Source organism: Flexivirga sp., assembly GCF_035551235.1.
Lineage (GTDB): Bacteria > Actinomycetota > Actinomycetes > Actinomycetales > Dermatophilaceae > Flexivirga.
In genome coordinates this window covers 215,120-237,827 of sequence record NZ_DASZNO010000019.1, presented here as the reverse complement: position 1 = coordinate 237,827, position 22,708 = coordinate 215,120, and the positions used below count along the sequence as shown (strand labels likewise).

General features: G+C 68.7%; 26 protein-coding genes. 14 read left to right on the top strand and 12 right to left on the bottom strand.

Annotated elements, in window-relative coordinates; all coding sequences use genetic code 11:
• The first annotated feature begins 23 nt into the window (after positions 1 to 23).
• The gene (locus VG502_RS04180; protein ID WP_325548769.1) at positions 24 to 983 is read left to right on the top strand and encodes a hypothetical protein; all 960 of its coding nucleotides are present in this window, start codon (positions 24 to 26) and stop codon (positions 981 to 983) included.
• A gap of 54 nt (positions 984 to 1,037) precedes the next feature.
• Here VG502_RS04180 and VG502_RS04175 read toward each other — a convergent pair whose 3' ends face one another.
• Complete coding sequence (locus tag VG502_RS04175; RefSeq protein WP_325548768.1) at positions 1,038 to 2,165, bottom strand: GNAT family N-acetyltransferase; 1,128 nt, start codon at positions 2,163 to 2,165, stop codon at positions 1,038 to 1,040.
• A gap of 95 nt (positions 2,166 to 2,260) precedes the next feature.
• Between VG502_RS04175 and fdxA the strand changes: the two genes are divergently transcribed.
• From fdxA to VG502_RS04160, 3 genes are all read left to right on the top strand, one after another.
• A complete protein-coding gene (gene fdxA, locus VG502_RS04170; RefSeq protein ID WP_325548767.1) occupies positions 2,261 to 2,587 on the top strand; it encodes a ferredoxin in 327 nt (108 codons plus the stop codon).
• An 18-nt stretch (positions 2,588 to 2,605) separates the two neighbouring features.
• The gene (gene dapC / locus VG502_RS04165; protein ID WP_325548766.1) at positions 2,606 to 3,712 is read left to right on the top strand and encodes a succinyldiaminopimelate transaminase; all 1,107 of its coding nucleotides are present in this window, start codon (positions 2,606 to 2,608) and stop codon (positions 3,710 to 3,712) included.
• 101 nt (positions 3,713 to 3,813) lie between these two features.
• Entirely contained in the window at positions 3,814 to 5,100 is a 1,287-nt protein-coding gene (locus tag VG502_RS04160) for a citrate synthase (protein WP_325548765.1), read from the top strand.
• Between the two features lie 139 nt (positions 5,101 to 5,239).
• On the opposite strand, the gene VG502_RS04155 is transcribed toward VG502_RS04160, so the two are convergent.
• The 3 genes from VG502_RS04155 to dapD all read right to left on the bottom strand — a co-directional run bounded on the left by VG502_RS04155 (position 5,240) and on the right by dapD (position 8,370).
• Entirely contained in the window at positions 5,240 to 6,172 is a 933-nt protein-coding gene (locus tag VG502_RS04155; RefSeq protein WP_325548764.1) for a lipase family alpha/beta hydrolase, read from the bottom strand.
• Between the two features lie 95 nt (positions 6,173 to 6,267).
• Positions 6,268 to 7,404: a hypothetical protein gene (locus VG502_RS04150; RefSeq protein WP_325548763.1), complete on the bottom strand. Its 1,137-nt coding sequence runs from the start codon at positions 7,402 to 7,404 to the stop codon at positions 6,268 to 6,270.
• A gap of 27 nt (positions 7,405 to 7,431) precedes the next feature.
• A complete protein-coding gene (dapD, locus tag VG502_RS04145) occupies positions 7,432 to 8,370 on the bottom strand; it encodes a 2,3,4,5-tetrahydropyridine-2,6-dicarboxylate N-succinyltransferase (protein ID WP_325548762.1) in 939 nt (312 codons plus the stop codon).
• Between the two features lie 94 nt (positions 8,371 to 8,464).
• On the opposite strand from dapD, the gene dapE reads away from it, so the two are divergent.
• The 6 genes from dapE to VG502_RS04115 all read left to right on the top strand — a co-directional run bounded on the left by dapE (position 8,465) and on the right by VG502_RS04115 (position 13,070).
• A complete protein-coding gene (gene dapE, locus VG502_RS04140; RefSeq protein ID WP_325548761.1) occupies positions 8,465 to 9,529 on the top strand; it encodes a succinyl-diaminopimelate desuccinylase in 1,065 nt (354 codons plus the stop codon).
• A gap of 124 nt (positions 9,530 to 9,653) precedes the next feature.
• The gene (locus tag VG502_RS04135; protein WP_325548760.1) at positions 9,654 to 10,409 is read left to right on the top strand and encodes an LOG family protein; all 756 of its coding nucleotides are present in this window, start codon (positions 9,654 to 9,656) and stop codon (positions 10,407 to 10,409) included.
• 63 nt (positions 10,410 to 10,472) lie between these two features.
• A complete protein-coding gene (locus VG502_RS04130) occupies positions 10,473 to 10,766 on the top strand; it encodes a DivIVA domain-containing protein (RefSeq protein WP_325548759.1) in 294 nt (97 codons plus the stop codon).
• Positions 10,767 to 10,772: 6 nt separating this feature from the next.
• Positions 10,773 to 11,216 (top strand): SRPBCC family protein, encoded by a 444-nt coding sequence (locus VG502_RS04125; RefSeq protein WP_325548758.1) that lies wholly within the window; start codon positions 10,773 to 10,775, stop codon positions 11,214 to 11,216.
• Positions 11,209 to 11,793, top strand: coding sequence for a DNA-3-methyladenine glycosylase I (locus VG502_RS04120; RefSeq protein WP_325548757.1), 585 nt, complete (start codon positions 11,209 to 11,211; stop codon positions 11,791 to 11,793). The genes VG502_RS04125 and VG502_RS04120 overlap by 8 nt, the downstream gene beginning before the upstream one ends.
• Entirely contained in the window at positions 11,790 to 13,070 is a 1,281-nt protein-coding gene (locus VG502_RS04115; RefSeq protein ID WP_325548756.1) for a hypothetical protein, read from the top strand. Before VG502_RS04120 ends, VG502_RS04115 begins: the two co-directional genes overlap by 4 nt.
• A 59-nt stretch (positions 13,071 to 13,129) precedes the next feature.
• On the opposite strand, the gene VG502_RS04110 is transcribed toward VG502_RS04115, so the two are convergent.
• The 3 genes from VG502_RS04110 to VG502_RS04100 all read right to left on the bottom strand — a co-directional run bounded on the left by VG502_RS04110 (position 13,130) and on the right by VG502_RS04100 (position 15,830).
• Entirely contained in the window at positions 13,130 to 14,518 is a 1,389-nt protein-coding gene (locus tag VG502_RS04110; protein ID WP_325548755.1) for an SPFH domain-containing protein, read from the bottom strand.
• Positions 14,506 to 14,949, bottom strand: a complete 444-nt coding sequence (locus tag VG502_RS04105) for an NfeD family protein (protein WP_325548754.1) — start codon at positions 14,947 to 14,949, stop codon at positions 14,506 to 14,508. Before VG502_RS04105 ends, VG502_RS04110 begins: the two co-directional genes overlap by 13 nt.
• A 77-nt stretch (positions 14,950 to 15,026) precedes the next feature.
• On the bottom strand, positions 15,027 to 15,830 hold the full coding sequence (locus VG502_RS04100; protein WP_325548753.1) for an enoyl-CoA hydratase/isomerase family protein: 804 nt from the start codon (positions 15,828 to 15,830) through the stop codon (positions 15,027 to 15,029).
• Between the two features lie 227 nt (positions 15,831 to 16,057).
• Here VG502_RS04100 and VG502_RS04095 point away from each other — a divergent pair, with 227 nt between their 5' ends.
• On the top strand, positions 16,058 to 16,225 hold the full coding sequence (locus tag VG502_RS04095) for a DUF3117 domain-containing protein (protein WP_325548752.1): 168 nt from the start codon (positions 16,058 to 16,060) through the stop codon (positions 16,223 to 16,225).
• Positions 16,226 to 16,350: 125 nt separating this feature from the next.
• Here the strand turns inward: VG502_RS04095 and VG502_RS04090 are convergent, their stop codons facing one another.
• The gene (locus VG502_RS04090) at positions 16,351 to 16,983 is read right to left on the bottom strand and encodes an O-methyltransferase (protein WP_325548751.1); all 633 of its coding nucleotides are present in this window, start codon (positions 16,981 to 16,983) and stop codon (positions 16,351 to 16,353) included.
• Positions 16,984 to 17,182: 199 nt separating this feature from the next.
• Between VG502_RS04090 and sigE the strand changes: the two genes are divergently transcribed.
• The 3 genes from sigE to VG502_RS04075 all read left to right on the top strand — a co-directional run bounded on the left by sigE (position 17,183) and on the right by VG502_RS04075 (position 18,943).
• Positions 17,183 to 17,818: an RNA polymerase sigma factor SigE gene (sigE, locus tag VG502_RS04085; protein WP_325548750.1), complete on the top strand. Its 636-nt coding sequence runs from the start codon at positions 17,183 to 17,185 to the stop codon at positions 17,816 to 17,818.
• On the top strand, positions 17,818 to 18,435 hold the full coding sequence (locus VG502_RS04080) for a zf-HC2 domain-containing protein (protein ID WP_325548749.1): 618 nt from the start codon (positions 17,818 to 17,820) through the stop codon (positions 18,433 to 18,435). The genes sigE and VG502_RS04080 overlap by 1 nt, the downstream gene beginning before the upstream one ends.
• A gap of 130 nt (positions 18,436 to 18,565) precedes the next feature.
• Positions 18,566 to 18,943, top strand: coding sequence for a twin-arginine translocase TatA/TatE family subunit (locus VG502_RS04075; RefSeq protein ID WP_325548748.1), 378 nt, complete (start codon positions 18,566 to 18,568; stop codon positions 18,941 to 18,943).
• A 180-nt stretch (positions 18,944 to 19,123) separates the two neighbouring features.
• On the opposite strand, the gene VG502_RS04070 is transcribed toward VG502_RS04075, so the two are convergent.
• The 4 genes from VG502_RS04070 to VG502_RS04055 all read right to left on the bottom strand — a co-directional run bounded on the left by VG502_RS04070 (position 19,124) and on the right by VG502_RS04055 (position 22,645).
• Positions 19,124 to 20,257 (bottom strand): Mrp/NBP35 family ATP-binding protein, encoded by a 1,134-nt coding sequence (locus tag VG502_RS04070; protein WP_325548747.1) that lies wholly within the window; start codon positions 20,255 to 20,257, stop codon positions 19,124 to 19,126.
• A gap of 78 nt (positions 20,258 to 20,335) precedes the next feature.
• Positions 20,336 to 20,914 carry a DUF1003 domain-containing protein gene (locus VG502_RS04065; protein WP_325548746.1) on the bottom strand — a complete coding sequence of 193 codons (579 nt, stop codon included), beginning with the start codon at positions 20,912 to 20,914 and terminating at the stop codon, positions 20,336 to 20,338.
• Entirely contained in the window at positions 20,914 to 22,221 is a 1,308-nt protein-coding gene (locus tag VG502_RS04060) for a magnesium transporter MgtE N-terminal domain-containing protein (RefSeq protein ID WP_325548745.1), read from the bottom strand. The genes VG502_RS04065 and VG502_RS04060 overlap by 1 nt, the downstream gene beginning before the upstream one ends.
• Before the next feature lie 10 nt (positions 22,222 to 22,231).
• A complete protein-coding gene (locus tag VG502_RS04055; protein WP_325548744.1) occupies positions 22,232 to 22,645 on the bottom strand; it encodes a hypothetical protein in 414 nt (137 codons plus the stop codon).
• Between the last annotated feature and the right edge of the window lie 63 nt (positions 22,646 to 22,708).

The following is a 22,708-nucleotide window of genomic DNA, read 5'->3' as shown; positions in this document are numbered from 1 at the left end:
CTCGGTCGTGCCACGATGCGGCGATGTCAGAAGTGAAGCTGGATCCGGAGGAGATCTTTTCGGCGGGACTCCTCCTGCGCACGGGCACCGACCCGACTCGCGAGATCTGCGGTTCTCCGCCCCGGCTTATACGGGTGCGCATGGGTGAATACGTCGAGACGCACCGGTGGGCGGAATTGTCGGCGGGGGAGCGTCATCGTGCGCTGGTGCTGGCAACCGTCCGACGCATGCGCGGCGCGGACCAGATCGTGTCCCATCTGTCGGCGGCTGCGGTCTGGCAGATGCCGATCATCGGCGCGTGGCCCGCTCGGGTTCACGTCACCATGGATGCACTCGCGGCGGGTTCGAGTGCGCTCATCAGTCGACATCGGATCAGTCGGATGCCGGAGGGCGTCGAGCGGCACGGGATCGTGGTGACGTCACCGGCTCGAACGGTGGTCGACATCGCGCGGACGTCCTGCCTGGCCAGTGCGTTGACCGCGGCGGACTGGACTGTCCGAAACCGTCTGTGCACACTGGCCGAGATCGATTGCGAGGTCGACGCGATCGAGCCGGGCCGGCGTGGGCGAGTGGGGGCGCAGGCGCTGCAGTTGCTGGTGGATCCGCGCTCACAGTCGCCCGGTGAGTCCCTGAGCAGGGCACGGATGTACGAACTCGGCTTCGCGCAACCGTCGCTGCAGGTCCCGCTGGAGGACGGCCGCGGAGAGTTCGGTGCCGCTGACTTCGGCTGGCCGGGTGTGATCGGGGAGTTCGACGGCGAGCGGAAGTACCGGGCCACCGGCGACGCCGGTGACACGGCGAGCGAGGACGTCGTGATCAAGGAGAAGAAGCGGGAGGACCGGATTCGGCGCACCCGGGTGCAGGTTGCGCGGTGGTGTTGGTCCGACGCGCTCCCACCAGGTGCGGAGGGCATGGTTGCGGCGCTGCAGGCAGTCGGACTGTCTCCGCAAGGGTCACCCTGGTCGCCATACCCTCGCGACTGACGGCTTCGTCGGCGAGCGACGGCGCTATCTGGCCGTCATTCGCCGAGAAAGCCGTCACTCGGCATGGGGTGTCGCGTAGTGGTACTCGTGGTGGACCTGCCAGCCGAGCGACCGGTAGAGCCCGACCGCGGCCACGTTGTCGGCGCTGACTTGCAGGTATTGCAAGGAGATTCGCTGTTCGTCGGCTGCTTGGGTCGCCGCAGCCATGAGCGCGGTCGCGATGCCGCGACGGCGCACCGCCGGATCGGTGTGTATGTCGAAAATGCCGCTCCAACCATCGGTGAACGCCAGTCGCGCGTGCCCGACCGGGCGGTCATCGAGGTATGCCGTGAGGTATGCCGGGTGTTGCACATGTGTCAGCAGATCCGCGAGCGTCGACCGGTGCTCGAGCGCGCGCGGTGAACCAGTCGTCCACCAGTCGTCCGTCGGCGCGGTCGCCACTTCGACCCGCACCCGGTCCCGAGTGACGGCTTCTTCGCCGAGCGACGGCGAGATAGGACCGTCACTCGGCGAAGAAGCCGTCACTCGCGGAGGAAGTGTCATGACGAGGGTGGACTGGAAGAAGCGCCAATCGCGTTGAGCCAGAAGCGCTCCCAGATCAGAGGTGCGTGGGTCCGCACCGGTCTCGTGCGGCAGTTGCACGAGCGCGGGCTGGTCGCGTTCGGCATACCAGGCGATGACCTGATCGACGGCGGACTCGAGTGGCATACCCGGATCGCCAAGCGGCAGAACGGAGTTCGCCCGCCCCGTGTAGCCGTTCGCCGCACGCAGCAGCCAGTCGCCGATGCGCACGGACTCCAGCGGCGGCATGCCGCCGACCATCAATGCCTCAAGTTCTTCCCGAGTGACGGCTTCTTCGCCGACCGACGGCGAGATCGGACCGTCACCCGCCGAGGAAGCCGTCACTCGGGATGGGGTGGGCCGGCGGGGTGCGCGGCGGGGCGGTGGGGGCGGGACGCGCTTGGCCAGCACGATGCTCGAGCGGTCGACGGTCACCGGACCGTTGCGGGTGTCGACGACGACCTCGGAGTCGGTGACCGACACCACATCGCCGAGCGTGTCGGTGAGGGTCGGGCCGCCTGGCACCGAGTCGCCCGGAGCCAGGCGGGAACGCAGCACGACGCGCCTCCCGACGACCAGGAGATCGGTGAGGTGAGACTGACTGACCGACTCGGAAGGCACGTCGGCATAATAGATGTCGGATATCGACTCAACCATTGACCCAACGGCCGTCGACGTACGGCCGCGCATGCTTTCCAGCAGGAGGACCTTTTCGTATGACCTACGTCATTGCACAGCCGTGCGTCGACCTCAAGGACAAGGCCTGCATCGAGGAATGCCCGGTCGACTGCATCTACGAGGGCAAGCGCAGTCTCTACATCCAGCCCGACGAGTGCGTCGACTGCGGTGCATGCGAGCCGGTCTGCCCGGTCGAGGCCATCTACTACGAGGACGACACTCCTGAGCAGTGGGCCGACTACTACAAGGCCAACGTCGAGTTCTTCGACGAGATCGGCAGCCCGGGTGGCGCCGCGAAGATGGGCGTCATCGACTACGACCACCCGCTGATCGCCGCGCTGCCGCCGCAAGAGCACGACGAGTGATCGGCGCCGCGAACTCCCATGCCCGTCGCTGACCTGCCCGACTTCCCCTGGGACTCGCTGGCGGAAGCCAAGAAGAGGGCCGCGGCCCATCCGGACGGCATCGTCGACCTGTCGGTCGGCACGCCCGTCGACCCGACCCCGCGCGTGCTGCAGGACGCCCTCGTGGCGGCCGCCGACGCACCCGGATATCCGCAGGTGTGGGGCACGCCCGACCTGCGTGAAGCCATCGCCGGCTGGTTCGCCCGCCGCCGCAACGCCTCGGGCGTCGATCCCAACTCGGTCATGCCGGTCATCGGCACCAAGGAGCTCGTCGCGTGGCTGCCGACCCTGATCGGTCTCGGCGCGGGCACGACGGTCGGCATACCCGAGATCGCCTACCCGACGTATGACGTGGGCGCCCGCCTCGCCGGCGCGACCCCGCGTGCCGCGGCAAGCCTGCTGCAGTTCGGCCCGACGGCGCCGAAACTGTTGTGGATCAACACCCCTGCCAACCCGCACGGGCAGGTGCTGCCGGTCGATCACCTGAAGAAGGTGGTCGCCTGGGCGCGCCAGCGCGGCGTGATCGTGGCCAGCGACGAGTGCTACGCGGAGCTCGACTGGAGGGACGAACCGGACGGCCTGACGACCCCGAGCATCCTGGACGACCGGGTCTGTGGCGGAAGTCACGAAGGCCTTTTGTCGGTCTATTCGCTGTCGAAGCAGAGCAACCTGGCCGGTTATCGCGCCGGTTTCGTCGCCGGCGACCCGCAGCTGGTCCAGCGCCTGGTGCAGGTGCGCAAGCACGCCGGGATGATCGTGCCGTGGCCGGTGCAGCGCGTCATACACGCTGCGGTGCAGGACGACGAGCACGTCGCCGTCCAGAAACAGATCTACGCCGCGCGACGCGAAGAGCTGAAAGCCGCTCTGCTGCAAGCAAATTGGCAGATCGACTACTCCGACGCGGGGCTCTACCTCTGGGCCACGCAGGGCAAGCCCTGTCGCGAGAGCATCGACGATCTCGCGGGCCGAGGCATCCTGGCCGCACCCGGCGACTTCTACGGAGCGGCCGGAGCGCAGCACGTGCGCATTGCACTCACCGCAACCGATGAGCGAATTTCCGCTGCGGCAAAGAGACTGATTTCTTGACACGGGGTCGCAGGTGGCTGCGCCCAGACCCTGAGGTACCGTCGATTTCGCTGACTTTCCCGGCATTGCCGCCGGTTGACGCATAAGGACGGAAAGCAAATATGACTGACCAGGCACCCGCCACATTCCAGGCGGGGGACAAGACCCTCGAGTTCGGGGTCGTCCCCGCAACCGAGGGCAACGACGGTTACGACATCTCGAAGCTGTTGGGGGAAACCGGCAACGTCACCCTCGACGTCGGCTTCGTCAATACCGCCTCCTGCAAGTCGGCGATCACCTACATCGACGGCGGCGCCGGCATCCTGCGTTACCGCGGGTACCCGATCGAGCAGCTGGCGGAGAAGTCGACCTTCATCGAGGTCTCCTACCTGCTGATCTACGGTGAGCTGCCGACTCCGAGCCAGTTGGAGGAGTTCACCGAGCGCATTCGTCGCCACACGATGCTGCACGAGGACCTGAAGGACCTGCTCGCCGCATTCCCGCGCGACGCGCACCCGATGTCGGTGCTCTCCGCCGCCGTGTCCGCACTCGGCACCTTCTACCAGGACTCGTTGTCGATCACCGATCGCGACCAGATCGAGCTGTCGACCGTGCGTCTGCTGGCCAAGCTGCCGACGATCGCGGCCTACGCCCACAAGAAGAGCCAGGGCCAGCCCACGCTCTACCCGGACAACAAGCTGAGCCTCGTCGAGAACTTCCTGCGGATGACGTTCGGGTTCCCGTCCGAGGACTACGACATCGACCCGGTCGTCGCGCGGGCGTTGGACCAGCTGTTCATCCTGCACGCGGACCACGAGCAGAACTGCTCGACCTCCACGGTGCGCCTGGTGGGCTCCGGCCACGCCAACCTGTTCGGCTCGATCTCGGCCGGCATCCACGCACTGTCCGGCCCGCTGCACGGTGGCGCCAACGCGGCCGTGCTCGAGATGCTGGACAGCATCGAGAGCGAATTCGGCGGCGACGTCGACAAGTTCGTCGAGAAGGTCAAGAACAAGGAAACCGGTGTGAAGCTGATGGGCTTCGGGCACCGCGTCTACAAGAACTACGACCCGCGCGCCGCCATCGTCAAGAAGTCGGCCGACGAGATCCTCACGAAGATGGGCGTCAACGACCCGCAGCTCGAGATGGCGATGCGCCTGGAGGAGATCGCGCTCAAGGACGACTACTTCGTCTCGCGCAAGCTCTACCCGAACGTCGACTTCTACACCGGCCTGATCTACAAGGCCATGGGCTTCCCGACCGAGATGTTCACCGTGCTCTTCGCCATCGGTCGCCTGCCGGGCTGGATCGCCCAGTGGCGCGAGATGATGGAGGACCCGGCCACCAAGATCGGCCGCCCGCGGCAGATCTACACCGGTGAGGGCGCACGCGACTACCCGCAGAGCTGAGCTTTCTGCTTCGACTCCTCGCACGGCGAAGGCCGGGCTGCACGAACAAGTTCGTCGCAGCCCGGCCTTTGCCGTGGTCGTCGTCTCGCGGGCGTCCGCTGGTCGTGCCCTGGCCTCAGCGGTGCCCGTCACCGGTGGTCTAGACCGCCGGGCCGTAGTCGGTGCAGGAGGGCTTGAAGTCGGCCGGTCCGCCGCCGAGGGCATTCATCGTCAGCTGCAGCGTCGGGCTGTCGAGGAACAGGCCGACGTGGCCGACCTGATCGCTCGGGCACAGGTTCTGCAGCACGATGTTCTGCGCTCCCGGCAGCGACTGGGTGGCGTACGGCGTCACCACTTCGTCGCGCGTGGTCTGGATGGTGACGTACTTCGGACCCTGCGGAAGCGGGATGGCCGCCGTCTGCTTGTTGTATGCCGAGCCGACCTGCTGATCGCGCAGGCCGGGCGCGCCGAGTGCTGCGAAACCGACGTTGAAGATGCCGAGGACGCCGAGGGCCTGGCCACCGGTCACGATGCCGGACAGCGTCGTGCCGTTCGAGCTCTGCCCCCAGCCGACATACGTGCCGACCTTGTTGCCGCCGTCGTGCAGCTTCAGGTAGTTGATGCCCATCGAACCGCCCTGGCTGTGCCCGACGATGTCGACCTTCTGCGCACCGGTGGAGGACAGCACCTTGTTGATGAACGCCGAGACCTGGTTGCCCGAGGTGGTTTCGGTGTCGAGCCCGCCGACCCGCCCGTCCATGGAGAGCCACGTCATACCGAAGTTGGTGCCGTAGACGCAGTAGCCGGCGTTCTTCAGCATGGGTGCCAGCGCGACGAAGTTGGCGCCGATGTTGGCGAAGGTGCCCGGCAGCAACACGACGGGGTTGGGGTGGGCGGCGCTCGGCGTGCAGGTCCAGTCGTTCATGCCGGGGGATGAGTCCGGGTGGAACGTGTAGCCGATGGCCGCGTCGCCCAGCCCGCCGATGGGCAGGGCCGATTCCGCACGCGCGGAGGGTGCCGCCGCGGTGGCGAACAGAACCGCCGCGGTGCCGGCGCAGGCGAGGGACAGCGACGTCGTGCGGGAGAGACGCATGGGTGATCCTCCGAGGGAGTGAGGTGAGTCACACCAGCGTATCTACTGAACGGTAGGTAATGGGAACTTTCGGGCCAGGATGGGTTGCCCGAGCGCTACTTGCCGGTCTCCACATCGATGCGCACCGCCGTGGGGCCGCCCGCCGACTGCTTGGCGGGATGCCAGCTCCAGCCGTCCCGCCCACGGTGGCGCTCCCACGCACGGTCGCCGACGGTGACCGCAGTGATGTTGTCGGCGTCGGCGTGGGCGATGGCCCAGGAGGCGACCGCGAAGGCGCCGTCGACCGACTTCGCCTGGTAGTCAACGGATTTCGCGTTCGCTGTCGCGCGCAGGCCGCTCTCGGTGGACAGTTGCTGGGCGATCTGGGCGGCGGAGCCGTTCTTCTTCGGCGGATCGAGGCGACAGCCGATGCCTTCGTGGACCGCTCCGGTCATCACCGAAGTGATCACGTCGCCCTGGGACTCGTGCTGCGCGTAGGCGTCCGGGAAGCCACTGTGCTGAACGGCCTGGGCGGCCTCCCCGATCGGCATGGTCTCCCAGTTCGGGACCTTCAGCAGCGCGTTGTAGAACGAGCCGCTGGAGAAGACCGGGTCCTGGATCTGCTCGGCGCTGCCCCAGCCCTGGCTCTTGCGCTGCTGGAAGAGGCCGAGGGAGTCCAGGTCGCCATACGCGAGGTTGCGCAGCTTCGACTCCTGTATGGCGGTCGTGGTCGCCACGATCGCCGCACGCGTCGGCACGCCCTTCTTGTAGACGCCGACCGCGACGATCGTGGACGCGGACTGCGTTTGGTCCGGATCCCACTGGTAGTCATAGCTTTTCGCGACCAGCTTGCATGACGGCGAACCGAAGTTGTCGACCAGGTGCTGATAGGCGAGGTAGCCGCCGCCGGCGATGCCCGCGACCAGCGCGATCGGGATCAGGCAGCCCAGCGTGCGACGGATCGGACCGCGCGGTCGGTGCTCCTCCTCGAAGAAGCCGTCCTCACCGAAAGCGGCCCAGTCCGACTCGTCCTCGGGGTCATGGTCGAGGCCGTCGACCGGTCCTTCGTCGTACTCCTCCGGGTCGTGCGCCAGCCGCTCGCTGTGCTGGGCGTAGCGCGCCGGCCGCGCGTCCTCCTCGTACTCGTCCTGGAGGTCGTCCCGGATCCCGCCGCCCGCGTCGGCGGATGCGCCATACAACCGATGGACCTCGCGGTCACCGGGATTGTTGGCGCGATTGCGGCGTAGGGGCATAGGGTGCGCTGCTTCTGTCGAGGGTGATCAGTTGGCGTGCAGCGCGTCGTTGAGGACGATGCCGTGCCCCTTGCGCGGGCGGCACTCCACCACGCCGGTCGTGGAGTTGCGGATGAACAGCAACCCGTCCTGACCGGACAGCTCCAGCGCCTTGACGACCGTGCCGTCCGGGAGCGTCACCTTCGTGCCCGCGGTGACGTAGAGGCCGGCCTCGACCACGCAGTCGTCACCGAGCGCGATGCCGATGCCCGCCTCGGCACCGATCAGGCAGCGCTTGCCGATCGACACGCGAGTCGTGCCGCCACCGGAGAGCGTGCCCATGATCGACGCGCCACCGCCGATGTCGGAGCCGTCGCCGACGACGACGCCCTGCACGATGCGGCCCTCGACCATCGAGGTGCCCAGCGTGCCGGCGTTGTAGTTGCAGAAGCCCTCATGCATGACGGTGGTGCCCTCGGCGAGGTGGGCGCCCAGGCGCACCCGGTCGGCGTCGGCGATGCGGACTCCGGACGGGACGACGTAGTCGGTCATCCGCGGGAACTTGTCGACGCCGTACACCTGCACCGGCCCGTCGAGGCGGAGCTTGATCCGCACGCGCTCGAAATCGGCGACCGCACACGGGCCGTGGTTGGTCCACACCACGTTGTTCAGGACCCCGAAGAGACCGTCGAGGTTGATCGAGTTGGGCAGCACCAGCCGGTGGCTGAGCAGGTGCAGCCGCAGGTAGGCGTCGGAGGCGTCCGCCGGCGGTGTGTCGAGGTCGATCACGACCCGCGCGACGCGGGTGCGCACGCCCCGGCGCGGGTAGTCGCGCGCGAGGGAGGCCAGCTCGGTGGGTTCGGCATACGGGTCGTCGGCGGGTGCCTGGCCGAGTCGGGGTTGCGGGAACCAGGTGTCGAGGATGTCTCCGTCGAAAGTCTCGGTGACGAGGCCATAGCCCCAAGCGGCGCGCGGGGATTCAGTCATGGGCCAAGCGTAGGTGACGGGGCGTGATGGTTTCGTGACCCGGTCGGTGGATGGGCATCGCACCGGCGGGGCGACATACGGGAGGATTGCCGGTATGGCGGAACTGGATCTGACCCGAGATGTCGTCGACCTCACAGCGGACCTGGTCGACATACCGTCGGTGAGTCGTGACGAGCAGGAGATCGCCGATGCGGTCGAGCGGGCGCTGCGCAAGCTGCCCCACCTGCGGGTCGACCGCGACGGCAACACGATCGTCGCGCGGACCGACCTCGGGCGCGACGAGCGCGTCGTGCTCGCCGGTCACCTGGACACCGTGCCGCTGACCGACCCGCCCAACCTGCCGACCCGGCGGGTCGACGGTCTGCTGGTCGGTCGCGGCACCACCGACATGAAGGGCGGCGTCGCCGTCCAGCTCGCGGTCGCGCAGGCGATCACCGAGCCGACCCGCGACGTGACCTTCGTCTTCTACGACTGCGAGGAGATCGAGGAGGAGTTCAACGGCCTGCGCCGGATCGCCGCGCAGCACCCCGAGTGGCTGGCGGCCGACTTCGCCGTGCTGCTCGAGCCGACCAACGGCGGCATCGAGGGCGGCTGCAAGGGCACGCTGCGGGTCGACGTCGCCACCAAGGGCATCAGCGCGCACTCCGCGCGGCCGTGGAACGGCCACAATGCGATCCACGACGCCGGGGAAGTGCTGGCGCGGCTGGCGGCATACGAACCGGCGACCGTGAACGTCGACGGCCTCGACTACCACGAGGCGCTCAACGCGGTCGGCATCAGTGGAGGCATCGCCGGCAACGTCATACCCGACCGGTGCACGGTGACGGTCAACTACCGCTTCGCCCCGGACAAGTCCGCGGAGGAGGCCGTGGCCCACGTGCGCGCGATCTTCAGCGGGTATGACGTCACGCTCGGCGACTGTGCGGCGGGCGCCCGGCCCGGCCTGGACACGGCGGCGGCGGCGTCGTTCGTGGCCGCGCTCGGCCTGCCCGTCACGGCCAAGGAGGGCTGGACCGATGTGGCGCGCTTCTCGGCCCTGGGCGTGCCAGCGGTCAACTTCGGCCCCGGCGATCCGAACCTCGCGCACACCGACGACGAGCGTTGCCCCGAGCAGCAGGTCACCGACGCCTTCGCTGCACTTCGCCGGTGGTTGTCCTGACCCGCTGATCGAGTGCTCCTTTTTTGCGAATGACGGCTTCTTCGGCGAGTGACGGTCGGATCGGACCGTCACTCGCCGACGAAGCCGTCATTCGCCGCGGGAGTCACCGTGAGAGATTGGGCTCGTGACCAACGAGCCAGAGGCATACCGGAAGGGTGCGACCACATTGCGCGGCCGCCACGTCCCGTCGACCACGACCGACCAGCGACTGCTCGACCAGTCGCAGGACACCAACTGGGTGCACACCGACCCGTGGCGGGTGATGCGTATCCAGGCCGAGTTCGTCGAGGGTTTCGGCACGCTCGCGGAGGTCGGCCCTGCCGTCAGCGTCTTCGGCTCGGCACGGATCAAGCCGGACAGTGACCATTACGCCAAGGGCGTCGAGCTCGGGCGGCTGCTGGCCGACGCCGGGTACGCGGTCATCACCGGTGGCGGCCCGGGCGCCATGGAGGCGGCCAACAAGGGCGCGCACGAGGCGGGCGGCACCAGCGTCGGGCTCGGCATCGAACTGCCCTTCGAGGCCGGGCTCAACCCGTATGTCGACCTCGGCGTCAACTTCCGCTACTTCTTCGCGCGCAAGACGATGTTCGTGAAATACGCGCAGGGGTATGTCGTGCTGCCCGGTGGTTTCGGCACGCTCGACGAGCTCTTCGAGGCCGTCACGCTGGTGCAGACCCAGAAGGTCACCAGCTTCCCGATCGTGCTGCTGGGCACGAAGTTCTGGGAGCCGATGCTGGGCTTCATCCGCGACACCCTGTATGCCGAGGGCATGGTCGGTGAGCAGGACCTGCACCGGCTGCAGATCGTGGACGATCCGGCGGAGGCGGTGCGGATCATCACCTCCGACGGCGAGAACCTCGGCGCAGCTCGACCCGAGTGACGCCTCGTGGCGTGCGTCCGGGACGAGCGGTGACCTGACGGTGCTGCGGGTTACCCTGAGCGGGTGCTGGTCTTCCTCATAGCCCTCCTGGTCGTCGTGATCGGCCTGGTCGTCTTCGCGATCCTCGGCCACTTCGGCACGCACCTGGAGGATCCGACGGGGACGTCGCCCTTCGAGTCGCTGCCGCGCGGCCTGGTCACGGCGGAGGATGTCGAGCAGGTGCGCTTCGACCAGACGCTGCGCGGCTACCGCATGGGCCAGGTCGACGAGGTGCTCGACCGACTGCGCGCCGAGCTCCAGGCGCGCGACGACGAGATCGCGATGCTGCGTGGCGACGCGCGGCCCGTGCGCGACTGACTCCGCGTGTTCGACGTAGTGGTCTCGCAGGAGTCGACCGTGCCGGTCGCCCGGCTCTGGCAGGTGGCGACCGACTGGTCCGGTCACGGCCGGTTCTTCCCGCTGACGACCGTGCGCGTCGAGTCAGGGGACCCCGGGGTCGGCCAACGCCTTTGCGCCACAACACGATTCGGCCCACTGCGGTTGCACGATGGCATGGTCGTCACGCGCTGGGAGCCACCGGGGGAGCGCGGCTCCTGCGAGCTGCGCAAGTTCGGCCGGTTGCTCGGCGGCCGGGCCCTGCTCGAGGTCGAACCGGCCGGCACCGGGTCGCGGCTGCGCTGGACCACGGACGTCGGTCCCGCATCCGACCGGCTGCGACGGCTGGTCGCGCCGGTGGCGAAGCTGAGCGCCATACCCCTGTATCGGCGTGTGGTGCGCGGCATGGTCCGGGAGGCCGAGCATGGCTGAGCGCGGTGACCTGGCCATCGGGCCGGACGGTATGGCGCGCTGCGGCTGGGCCGACGGCAGCGACGACTACCGGACCTATCACGACACGGAGTGGGGTGTGCCGGTGCGCGGCGAGCGGGCGCTCTACGAACGCATCACACTCGAGGCGTTCCAGTCCGGTCTCGCATGGATCACCATCCTGCGCAAGCGTCCGGCGTTCCGCGCGGCCTTCGCCGACTTCGACGCGGAGGTCGTTGCGTCATACGGGCCGGACGACGTGGCCCGGCTGATGCAGGACGCCGCGATCGTCCGCAACCGCCGCAAGATCGACGCGGCGATCACCAACGCGCAGGCCGTGCTGCGGTTGCGCGAGGCGGGCGGACTCGACGAGCTCGTCTGGTCGCACGTGCCGGTCGATCACCGGCGACCGGCCAGCCTCGGTGACACCCCGGCGCAGACCCCCGAATCCGTAGCGTTGGCAAAGGCTTTGAAGAAGGCCGGCTTCGCGCACGTCGGCCCCACGACCATGTATGCCGCAATGCAGGCGTGCGGTCTGGTCGACGATCACGTCGTCGGTTGTTTCCGGGGAACATCATGACGACACTCACGAATTCGACTGGTACGACACAGAATCGGCAACCCGTCGGCGTCGCAGGTCGCCTGCAGGTATGGCGGTCGCGCGGGCTGGACCTGCTGGATCGCCGGCTCCTGGTCTGCGTCGTTGCGGCATACCTGGTGCTGCGGTTGTTCTCGGCGGTCGTCATGCAGCTCGTCTCCTCACAGCAGGATCCGGGCTTCATCTTCTACTCCGACGGGCATCGGGACTACTGGCAGATGACCCACGTGTGGGACGGCCGCTGGTACCAAACGATCGTCGAGGAGGGTTACCCCTCGAAGCTGCCCGAGGACGGCGGCGTGGTCCAGCAGAACCAGTGGGCGTTCTACCCGATGTACCCCGGCATGGTCCGGCTGCTGATGACGCTCACCGGCGGTTCGTTCGCGGTGGTCGGGTCGTTGCTGTCACTGGCGCTGGGCGCGCTCGCGGTCGGGATGATGGCCGTACTGGTGCGCGACAAGGTCGGTCCGGTGGTCGCGTTCTGCGTGGTCTGTGTCTTCGCCGCGTCACCGCCGTCTCCGGTGTTGCAGATGACCTACACCGAGTCGCTCGCGCTCGTGTTGCTGATCGGTGCGCTGCTCGCTCTGCAGCGCGAGCAGTGGTGGCTGGCGGCGCTCGCGGCGGTGGCGACGGGGCTCGCCCGCCCGGTGGCAGTGCCGCTGGGGGTGGTTGCACTGGTCGCGGTCTGGTTGCGGTGGAGGGCGCGTGAGGACCGGCCGATCGGGCGGCCTGAGTGGATCGCGATGGCCGCCACCCTGGCGGCCTGCGGTATCGCGGGCGGCCTGTGGCCGGCGATCGCAGCGTGGCGGACCGGCGTTCCCTCGGCATACACCGACACGATGGCGACCTGGCGCAGCGACGGCAACATCGTCTACTTCCAGCCGTGGGTCGCCAACTTCGACCAGCTCCTCGGCAACGGCCTCATGGCGGTGCTGTTGCTGATGACCCTGATCCTGGGCTTCCTGCTGATCACCGTCGGCCCGTGGGCCGACGCGATGGGCCCGATCATGCGGACCTGGCTGCTCGCCTACGCGTTCTACCTGCTCGCCGTGCTGGACGCCTGGACCAGCACCTACCGCTATCTGCTCTTCATGTTCCCGATCCTGATCGTCTTCGTCGGGGCCGGCTGGAAGGACCGTGCGATGCGGCTGCTCGTCGGCTGGCGGACGTTCATCTGGGTCGGGCTGGGTCTCGGCTGGCAGGTCTGGTGGTGCTGGACCTTGCTGGTGTTGCGGCATTCGAGCGGCGACCCCATCTGACGCGGGTATGACGAAGAGGGCGTGGATCCGGTGGATCCACGCCCTCTTCAGGTCACTGCCTACTGCTGCGGGTGGTTCGGGCCCTGCGGTCCCGGCTGGCCGGGCGGCGGGGGCTGCGGAGCGGCCTGCGGCTGGTGGCCGGGCAACTGCACACCCTGCGGCGGGTAGCCCGGCGGCGGGCCGGAGATCTGCTGGTGCTCGCTCTGGCCCGGCACCTGCGGGTGGGCCTGCGTCGCGCCCGCGTCGGGCGCCGGCTCGGCATCGTCCGGCTCCGGCACCGAGGTGGACGGTGCGGGCGTCGGGGGCGTCGGGGGAGTCGGCGTCGACGAGAGGCTGGACCGTCCGAGCCGGGCAGCATCCATGTCCGTGGTCTGCCGGGCGACCGCTTCCGCGTCGGCGACCGCCTGGGCCACGGCGGGGTCGCGCTCCAAGGTGAACCACTCGGCGACGTCGTCGTCCTCGACGGGTGCGCGCTCCTCGGCGGCCGGTGCCTCGTAACGGAACGTGCCGTCGTCGCCCTGCGCACCGAACGACTTGGCGAATCCCTGCAGTGCGGAACCGAAGTCGCTGGGCACGACCCAGACCTTGCTCGCCTCGCCCTTGGCCATCTCCGGCAGCATGCGCAGGTATTCGTAGGCGAGGAGTTCGGGCGTGGGCTGACTGGACTTGATGGCGTTGAAGGTCTTCTCGATCGCCTTGGCCTCGCCCTGTGCGTGCAGGTAGCGGGCGGCCCGCTCACCCTCGGCACGGAGCACCTGCGATTTCCGGTCACCCTCGGCGGCCAGGATCGCGGCCTGCTTGGCACCCTCGGCGGCCAGGATCTGACCCTGCTTGTCACCCTCGGCCGACTTGATCGCAGCCTCCCGGTGACCCTCGGCCGCCAGGATGGTCGCCCGCTTCTCACGGTCGGCCTTCATCTGCTTCTCCATCGACTCCTGGATCGACGGCGGCGGGAAGATCGACTTCAACTCCACCCGCGCGACACGCAGGCCCCAGCGGCCGGTGGCCTCATCCAGCACCCCGCGCAACTGCGCGTTGATGGTCTCGCGGGAGGTCAGTGTCTCCTCCAGCGTCATACCGCCGACGACGTTGCGCAGGGTGGTCGTGGTCAGTTGCTCGACACCGACGATGTAGTCGTTGATCTCGTAGACGGCGGCGCGCGGCTCGGTCACCTGGAAGTAGACGACGGTGTCGATGTTGACCGTCAGGTTGTCCTCGGTGATCACCGGCTGCGGCGGGAACGACACGACCCGCTCACGCAGATCGACCCGGGCGCGGACGCGGTCCACGAACGGCGCCAACAAGGTCAGCTGGCCCGACACCGTCTTGGTGTATCGACCCAGGCGCTCGATGACCGCGGCTTCCGCCTGCGGTATCAGCGCCACCGACTTCGCGACGATCGCGATCACCAGGATCACGATCACTGCAACAACTATCAGGACTGCCATGAGTCATCTCCCCGTTTCACGACGGCCGTTGCGCCGTCGATGTCTTGGACGATCACGCTCTCGCCGGTGCGGAACGTGTCGTTCTCGTCGGCCGGCCGAGCCGTCCAGACCTCGCCGCCGATGCGTACCCGGCCCCCGTCGTTGCCGAAGGCCTGCAGCACCGTGGCCTCCTGGCCGCGCAGTGCGTCGATGCCGGTGGGTGTCTCCGGTGTGCTGAGCAGGTGCCGCTTGAGCACCGGGCGCAGCCCGAACACCAGCCCGATCGAGACCACTGCGAAGACGATCGTCGCCAGCCACAGTGGTGCGCCCAGGAACGACGCGAGTGCGGCGGCCAGCGCCCCACCACCGATCATCAGCAGCACGAAGTCGCCGCTGAGCGCCTCGGCGGCGGCCAGCAACACCCCTCCCGCGAACCAGATCAACGCCGCCATGGCGGCAGTCTTTCATGTATGGCGCGGCCACGCGTGACCACTCTCACAAGGTTGCGCGTTCGTGATGGGAGGGCCGGTCAGCGGCCCTCGAAGATCGGCTTCTCCTTGGCGAGGAACGCGTCGACCGCGGCGCGGTGGTCCTGCGTCGAGCCGGTCGAGGTCATCAGCTCGGCCTCGTGTGCGAGCGACTCGGCCAGCGTGTGCGTCGCCGAGAACTCCACGGCGCGTCGGATGGCGCCATACGCCTTGGTGGGGCCGGCGGCCAGCCGGGTGGCGATCTCCTGCACCGCGGCCTCGAAACCGTCGGCCGGCACCACCTGGGTGGCCAGCCCGAGCTCCATCGCCTCGTCGGCGCGCACCGTCCGCGGCATCAGCAGCAGTTCCTTGGCCTTGGCGACGCCGACCAGCCGCGGCAACCAGAACGAGGACCCGGAGTCGCTGGACAGGGCGATGCCGGTGAAGGCCAGGTTGAAACCGGCCGTGTCCGCGACGATGCGCAGGTCGGCCGCGAACGCGAACGCCGCGCCCGCCCCGGCAGCGACGCCGTTGACCGCCGCGATGACCGGCTTGTCCATCGTGGACAGCAGCGTGACGATCGGGTTGTAGTGCTCGGGCACCGTGGTGAACAACGCGTCGGCGCCGTCGGCGAGCAACCCGACGTGCTCCTTCAGGTCCTGCCCGACGCAGAACGCGCGGCCCGTGCCGGTCAGCACCACGCAGCGCACCGAGTCGTCGGCCGCGACGTCCTGCAACGCGGCCAGCAGTGCCTCCTTGGTCGCGATGTCCAAGGAGTTCATCGCCTCGGGTCGGTCCAGGCGCACCGTGGCGACACCACCCGTCCGGTCGGTGACGACGGGTGCGGCAACTGCGGAATCGCTCATGTGGGTGGTCTCCTTCGAGATGCTGACGGGCGCGTCGCCCGGTCACGATCGGCGCGCCGGGGGACTGCCTGCAGGGTATCCGGGGGCGAGGATTTCCCTCTGCGCCGCGGAAACTGAAATAATGCGCAGGACTGTTGGTCGCACCCGCCGGAAGACCGGCGTCGCAAGCACCGCGTGGCATTGGTGCGGCCGAGGATTTGAGCCACGCGGACGGAAGGGGAAAGCCGATGGCGGCAATGAAGCCGAGGACCGGAGACGGGCCTCTCGAGGTCACCAAGGAAGGCCGCAGCATTCTCCTGCGTATGCCGCTCGAGGGTGGTGGCCGCCTGGTCGTCGAGATGAACGCCGAGGAGGCCGCGGCCCTCGGTGAGGCCATCGACGGCTGCATCGGCTGACACCACGCCCTACTGCTCCACTGCACGAGAACGGCCGCCCACACGAGTTGTGGGCGGCCGTTCTCGTGCAGTGGAGCGTTGTTCGTACGGCCTTGCTCGTATGGCGTCGTCCGGACGAGGTCGGCTCAATGCTTCACGGCGCCGAACAGCCCATCGCCGACCGGAAGCATCGTGGTCGTCCAGTCCGGGTCGTCCCGCAGTTGCTTGCCCAGATTGCGAAGCAGCACGGTCGTCTCGTCACGGACCGCGGGGTCGGCGACCCGGTCGTGCCACAGCATGTTGTCGATGAGCAGCAGACCGCCGGCGCGCAGCAGCCGGGCCGCCGCCTCGACGTAGGCGGGGTAGTCGGGCTTGTGCGCGTCGACGAAGACGATGTCGTAGCTGCGGTCGGCCAGCCGGCTCATGACCTGCAGCGCGTTGCCGGTGATGATGCGCGTGCGCGCCGAGGCGATGCCTGCGTCGGCGAAGGCCCGCCGAGCGGCGCTCTGGTGCTCGGCCTTGATGTCGATGGTGGTGAGCACGCCGTCGGCCGGCATACCGGCCAGCAACCACAGGCCGGACGAACCCGCGCCGGTGCCGACCTCGACGACCGCCTTGGCATGCGTCGCAGCGGTGAGCAGCCGCAGCGCCGGTCCGGTGCCCGCGCCGATGGGGGTGCAGCCGAGCTGCTCGCCGCGCACCCGGGCTCGTTCGACGACCTCGGGCTCGGGCACGAATTCCTCGGCATACCCCCAGCTGGCCGCACGCTGTGAAGACATGCTCCGAACCTAGTCGAACGCACCGGATATCAGTTAGTCCGGTGTGGCGGTAACGAATCCGGGCCGCCGGTCGTTGAGGAATTCACGAGACGGTGCAGTGTCCCGCATGACAGAAATGCCACAGCAGGGCCACAGGTTCATCCGGCAGGATGGACCACCAGAAGCACAGTCGATGACACGAGATGGAATGCCGAGAGCGATGACCGACCAACTGCTGCGGGGTGCAGTCAAGACCGAGGTGCCCGACGTGGCGCCACCGGGATGGGAGCCGCCGACCTGGGAGGAGATCGTCACCGAGCACTCGGCGCGCGTCTACCGCCTGTCCTACCGGCTGACCGGCAATGTGCACGACGCCGAGGACCTGACGCACGACGTCTTCGTGCGTGTCTTCCGCTCGTTGCACTCCTACCGTCCGGGCACGTTCGAGGGGTGGCTGCACCGCATCACCACCAACGTCTTCCTGGACAAGATGCGACGCAAGCAGCGCATCCGCTTCGACGCGCTCGCGGACGACGCCGCTGCGCGCCTGCCCAGCCGGGACGGCAGTCCCGAGCAGCTGTATGCCGATGCGCATTTCGACGACGACGTCCAGCACGCGCTCGACGCGCTGGCGCCGGACTTCCGCGCTGCCGTGGTGCTCTGCGACATCGAGGGCCTGTCCTACGAGGAGATCGCCGCAACGCTCGGCATCAAGCTGGGCACCGTGCGTTCGCGCATCCACCGCGGGCGAGCGCAATTGCGCGAGGCCCTGGCCCACCGCGCACCGGAGAACCGCCCGGCCGGCCGCACCCGGCCGAGCCTGCCGACCCTGGCCCCGGCCGGAGCAGCACGGTGATGCTGTTCGCGCGCGATCAGTTCGCGCGTGCCGAGCAGGACCACTTGGGAGAGCGGGTGGCCGACTACGTCGACGGCATGCTCTCCCCGCAGGACGAGTACCGCGCCGACATACACCTGACGGTGTGCCAGCACTGCCGCTACGCCGTGCAGCAGGAGCGCGCGATCATCGAGCAGCTGCGCACGGTCAGCTTCGACTCCGGCGGCCACCAGCAACTCATGGCCGGGCTGCTGTCGCTCGCCACCACGAACCCGGAGACGCCGCTCGGGCGGCCGGCGCCCGGTCCTGCTGCCGCTCGGCGTCCCTCACCCGCCGTGGTGACGTGCAGTGCGCCACCGCAGTACCAATCCGCGCGCAAGTCGATGGCCTTCGCGCTCTTCGCCGTGGCCGGCTGTGTGGGTGTCGCGCTCGTGGCGTCGACCGCGACCGGCGTCGCGCAGGGACCCGACAACCCGCGACCGGCGTCCCCGGGGCGGGCGGCCCTCGTGCGCAACGTGTCGGTGCCCAAGACCACCGAGGCGACCACCGATGCTTCGGGATCGCGGTCGAAGGTCAGCGGAACCCTCACCCACGAGATGCCGATGTTCGCCCAGGTCGCAGCCCGTCAGACTCCCTGACCGGTCGGCCGGCAGAGCCCATCCACCGGTCGCCGCAACCCGCATTCAGCTCGGGTGCAAGAATCATCCGGCCCTGAAGTTTATTCTGAACAAGCCTCCATGGCTGCAGCGGGAAAGGTATTGAGGCGACATGTTTGGCATCAGCGGATGGGAGTTCCTGATTCTCATCGCGCTCGCCGCTGCCCTGATCGGCCCCGACCGGCTGCCGGAGTATGTCGGCAAGCTGCGCGGCTACATCCGCCAGCTGCGCGACATGGCTGATGGTGCCAAGTCCCAGCTGAGGGACCAGATGGGTCCGGAGTTCGACGACATCAACTGGCGCGCGTACGACCCCCGCCAGTACGACCCGCGCAAGATCGTCCGGGACGCGCTCTTCGACCCCGACCCGGACCCGGCTGCCGACGATGCCGCCGCGGACGACGTGCCGCAGCTGGCCACCGGCCCGTCATACGACCCGCACAAGTTCGACCCCGACCGCGCCACGCCGTTCGACTACGACGCGACCTAGCCCTTCTTGCTGCCGCTCCTCGCGAAATGATGGGTGGGGTGCAGCGAACAAGTTCGCTGCACCCCACCCATCATTTCGGTTGTCGCGTCCGCGGCCGTCGGCCCGTCGTTCGCTCGCCGGTTCCGGGCTGTTGCGTGCCAGCGACTGCGTGCCAGCGACGATCGCTACTTCCGGTACGCCTCAGCGGCCGGTGGGAGTGAGGCCCAGCGAGCGGCCGGCGAGACCGCGGGAGCGAGTGGCCAGACCCTTGGCGATGCCGCGCAGGGCGACGGCTGCGGGGGAGTCCGGGTTGCCGAGCACGACGGGCGTGCCCTGATCGGCGCCCTCGCGCAGGGTGACGTCCAGGGGGATCTGGCCGAGCAGCTCGACCGGAGCCCCGATCGACCGGGTCAGCGACTCGGCGACCTGCTGGCCGCCGCCGCTGCCGAAGATCTCCTGGCGGGTGCCATCGGGCAGCTCCATCCAGGACATGTTCTCGATGACGCCGGCGACCCGCTGCTTGGTCTGCAACGCGATCGCACCGGCGCGCTCGGCGACCTCGGCGGCTGCCTGCTGCGGGGTGGTGACGACCAGGACCTCGGCGTTCGGGATCAACTGGGCGACCGAGATGGCGATGTCGCCGGTGCCGGGCGGCAGGTCGAGCAGCAGCACGTCGAGGTCACCCCAGAAGACATCGCCCAGGAACTGCTGGAGCGCACGGTGCAGCATCGGGCCGCGCCATACGACGGGCTGGTTGCCGGGCACGAACATGCCGATCGAGATGACCTTCACGCCGTTGCTGTCGGGGGGCAGGATCATGTCGTCGACCTGCGTCGGGCGGTTCTCGACGCCGAGCATGCGAGGCACCGAGAAGCCGTAGATGTCGGCGTCGACGACACCGACGCGAAGACCCGAATCGGCAAGCGCCGCAGCGAGATTGACGGTGACGGACGACTTGCCGACGCCGCCCTTGCCGGAGGCGACCGCGTAGACGCGCGTCAGCGAGCCCGGCTTGGCGAAGGGGATCTCCTTCTCGGCCTGACCGCCGCGCAACTGGTCCTTCAGGGCCGCGCGCTGCTCGTCGGACATGACACCGAGACGGACGTCGACGGCGGTGACGCCCTCGACCTTGCTCACCGCTGCGGTGGTGTCGGTCTGGAGGCGCGTCTTCATCGGACAGCCGGCGATGGTCAACAGAATCGTCACGGTGACCTTGCCGTCGTCGGCGATGTCGACGGACTCGACCATGTTGAGTTCGGTGATGGGCCGGTGGATCTCCGGGTCCTGCACATCAGCCAGTGCAGCGCGAATGGCGTCCAGCGAGGGGGTGGGCATGTCATCCATGGTAGGTCGTGCTCCCAGCGGGGCACGGGGCGGCCAAGGCGGTGTGACCCGCGCCATACCCGGCGCGCACTAGGCCGAGGACGCCTCGTCATCGGTGTCGTCGGTCGGCTCCGGGGTGCGCAGGTAGCCGCGCTCCTCCATCTCCTCCAGCAGCGAGCGCAACTCCGAGCGCACGAAGTCGCGGGTGGCGTTGTCCCGGGTCGCCAGTCGCAGCGACGCCACCTCGCGGGTCAGGAACTCGGTGTCGGCGAGGTTGCGCTCGTCGCGGGCGCGGTCGGACTCGATCGCCACCCGGTCGCGGTTGTCCTGCCGGTTCTGGGCGAGCAGGATCAGCGGCGCGGCATACGACGCCTGCAGGCTGAGGATGAGGGTCAGCAGCGTGTAGTTCTGGGCGCGCGGGTCGAACTGCGCGCTCGGCGGCAGGAAGGTGTTCCAGGCCAGCCAGAGGCCGACGAAAACCGTCATCAGCACGAGGAACTGGGCGGTGCCCATCCAGCGGGCGAACGCTTCGCTCAGGACCCCGAAGGTCTCCTTGTCGACGGTCGGGCGTGGCAGCCACCGGCGCACGGCCTCCCGCGGCTGGTCGAGGCGTGCGGTCTCGTGGCGCCGCCGGCCACCGCCACGGCGCTCGGTGTCGCGGTCCGCCATCAGACGACCTCCTCGTCGGTGGCGGGTGCGTCGGACGGCCGCGGCTCATGGCGCGCCTCGCGCCAGTCGTCGGGCAGGATGTGGTCGAGCACGTCGTCGACCGTGACCGCGCCGAGCAGCCGCCCGGCCTCGTCCACCACCGGCATGCTCACCAGGTTGTATGTCGCGAGCTGCCGCGTCACCTCGCCCAGGGGCGCCTCGACGCCCACCGGCTCGATCGTCACGTCCACGATCGTGCCGAGCGCGGTCTGCGGTGGCTCGCGCAGCAGCTTCTGGGTGTGCACGAGCCCGATGAAGCGGCCGGTCGGGGTCTCCAGTGGCGGACGACTGACGAAGACCGCGGACGCCAGCGCGGGTGCCAGCTCCTCGCGGCGCACCACCGCGAGCGCCTCGGCGATGGTGGCCTCCGGCCCCAGCACCACGGGTTCGGTGGTCATCAGGCCGCCGGCGGTGTTCTCGTCATACGACAGCAGGCGCCGCAGTGGCGCCGCCTCGTCCGGCTCCATCAGTTGCAGCAGTTGCTCGGCCTGCTCCGACGGCAGATCCGACAGCAGATCGGCCGCGTCGTCGGGCTCCATCGCCTCCAGCACGTCGGCGGCCCGCTCGGTGTCCAGCCCGGCGATGATCTCGATCTGGTCGTCCTCGGGCAACTCCTCGAGGACGTCGGCCAGCTTGTGGTCGTCCATCGCGGCGGCGACCTCGGCGCGGCGCTTGGGATTGAGGTCGTGGATGACCTCGGCCAGGTCGGCCACGCGCAGATCCTCGTACTCCTCGAGCAACCGCTCGGCGCTCTGGGCGCTGGCCTGCTGATGCAGCCCGGTGACATCGCGCGCATCGACCAGCATGGTCTTGCCGCTGCGACGGCGAGTGAGCCGCGACATGGCCTTCGAGGCCGAGGAGACACCGTCGACCTGCCGGACGAACACCTTGACCAGGACCCAGTCCCGCCGCAGGTTCTGCTCGATCGCGATGTCCTCGACCAGTCCCGTGACGGTCTCGCCGTCGTGCCGGACCTGCACTCGACGGTCGAAAAGCTCTGCCAACACGAGGGTTTCACCGGTGCGCTGCTCGAAACGGCGCATGTTGACCAGACCGGTGGTGATGACCGCGCCCGCATCGACGCTGGTGACGCGGGTCATCGGCACGAATACCCGGCGCTTGCCCGGCACCTCGGTGACCAGGCCGATCGCACGTGGCTCGGTGCCTCCGAAACTCATGACGACGTCCCGGACCCTCCCCACGCGGTCCCCGAGGGGGTCCAGCACGGTGAGTCCGGCGATCCGGGCTACGAAGACTCGGCTGCTCACCCGTGAAAGGTTAGTCAGGTGTGACCGGTGAGGGTTGCGGCGGATCGGCGTGGTGTGCGGGCAGTTCCTCGTGGACACGCAGGGCCCACACCGTGCAGTGCTCCGCCCAGTGTTCCCGGAGCCCCTCGGGCGGGTTGCTCTGCCGAGCGCCGAGCAGGGCGGTCGTGGCCGCTGCCCAGTCCTGCGAGTCGGGTCCGATCCGTGTCGCGCTGGCCGGCACCGGGCCGATGGCCCGGCGGGTCTCCTTGTCCCGCAAGGTGATTCGCAGCTCGGCCGGCAACTCGGGGATCGGCTGCTCGCCGTCACCGCCGACGATGTATGCCGTCTCACCCGAGGCGGCATACCAGCAGGGGACGGTGCGGTCGGGTGGCAACAGCAGCCACGCGACCTTCGATTTGGCCAGGGCGGTAGTCACTTCCGACACGACGAGAGCGTATCCCGGGCCGGGCCGGAGAAATTGTCCGGACGAGTGGCCAACCTTTTTGTC

What these genes read in the sequence shown, in the direction of transcription:
- VG502_RS04180 (WP_325548769.1), top strand. Translation starts at nt 24, where the DNA reads ATGTCAGAAGTGAAGCTGGATCCGGAGGAGATCTTTTCGGCGGGACTC.
- fdxA (WP_325548767.1), top strand. Translation starts at nt 2,261, where the DNA reads ATGACCTACGTCATTGCACAGCCGTGCGTCGACCTCAAGGACAAGGCC.
- dapC (WP_325548766.1), top strand. Translation starts at nt 2,606, where the DNA reads ATGCCCGTCGCTGACCTGCCCGACTTCCCCTGGGACTCGCTGGCGGAA.
- VG502_RS04160 (WP_325548765.1), top strand. Translation starts at nt 3,814, where the DNA reads ATGACTGACCAGGCACCCGCCACATTCCAGGCGGGGGACAAGACCCTC.
- VG502_RS04155 (WP_325548764.1), bottom strand. Translation starts at nt 6,172, where the DNA reads ATGCGTCTCTCCCGCACGACGTCGCTGTCCCTCGCCTGCGCCGGCACC.
- VG502_RS04150 (WP_325548763.1), bottom strand. Translation starts at nt 7,404, where the DNA reads ATGCCCCTACGCCGCAATCGCGCCAACAATCCCGGTGACCGCGAGGTC.
- dapD (WP_325548762.1), bottom strand. Translation starts at nt 8,370, where the DNA reads ATGACTGAATCCCCGCGCGCCGCTTGGGGCTATGGCCTCGTCACCGAG.
- dapE (WP_325548761.1), top strand. Translation starts at nt 8,465, where the DNA reads ATGGCGGAACTGGATCTGACCCGAGATGTCGTCGACCTCACAGCGGAC.
- VG502_RS04120 (WP_325548757.1), top strand. Translation starts at nt 11,209, where the DNA reads ATGGCTGAGCGCGGTGACCTGGCCATCGGGCCGGACGGTATGGCGCGC.
- VG502_RS04115 (WP_325548756.1), top strand. Translation starts at nt 11,790, where the DNA reads ATGACGACACTCACGAATTCGACTGGTACGACACAGAATCGGCAACCC.
- VG502_RS04110 (WP_325548755.1), bottom strand. Translation starts at nt 14,518, where the DNA reads ATGGCAGTCCTGATAGTTGTTGCAGTGATCGTGATCCTGGTGATCGCG.
- VG502_RS04105 (WP_325548754.1), bottom strand. Translation starts at nt 14,949, where the DNA reads ATGGCGGCGTTGATCTGGTTCGCGGGAGGGGTGTTGCTGGCCGCCGCC.
- VG502_RS04100 (WP_325548753.1), bottom strand. Translation starts at nt 15,830, where the DNA reads ATGAGCGATTCCGCAGTTGCCGCACCCGTCGTCACCGACCGGACGGGT.
- VG502_RS04095 (WP_325548752.1), top strand. Translation starts at nt 16,058, where the DNA reads ATGGCGGCAATGAAGCCGAGGACCGGAGACGGGCCTCTCGAGGTCACC.
- VG502_RS04090 (WP_325548751.1), bottom strand. Translation starts at nt 16,983, where the DNA reads ATGTCTTCACAGCGTGCGGCCAGCTGGGGGTATGCCGAGGAATTCGTG.
- sigE (WP_325548750.1), top strand. Translation starts at nt 17,183, where the DNA reads ATGACCGACCAACTGCTGCGGGGTGCAGTCAAGACCGAGGTGCCCGAC.
- VG502_RS04080 (WP_325548749.1), top strand. Translation starts at nt 17,818, where the DNA reads ATGCTGTTCGCGCGCGATCAGTTCGCGCGTGCCGAGCAGGACCACTTG.
- VG502_RS04075 (WP_325548748.1), top strand. Translation starts at nt 18,566, where the DNA reads ATGTTTGGCATCAGCGGATGGGAGTTCCTGATTCTCATCGCGCTCGCC.
- VG502_RS04070 (WP_325548747.1), bottom strand. Translation starts at nt 20,257, where the DNA reads ATGCCCACCCCCTCGCTGGACGCCATTCGCGCTGCACTGGCTGATGTG.
- VG502_RS04065 (WP_325548746.1), bottom strand. Translation starts at nt 20,914, where the DNA reads ATGGCGGACCGCGACACCGAGCGCCGTGGCGGTGGCCGGCGGCGCCAC.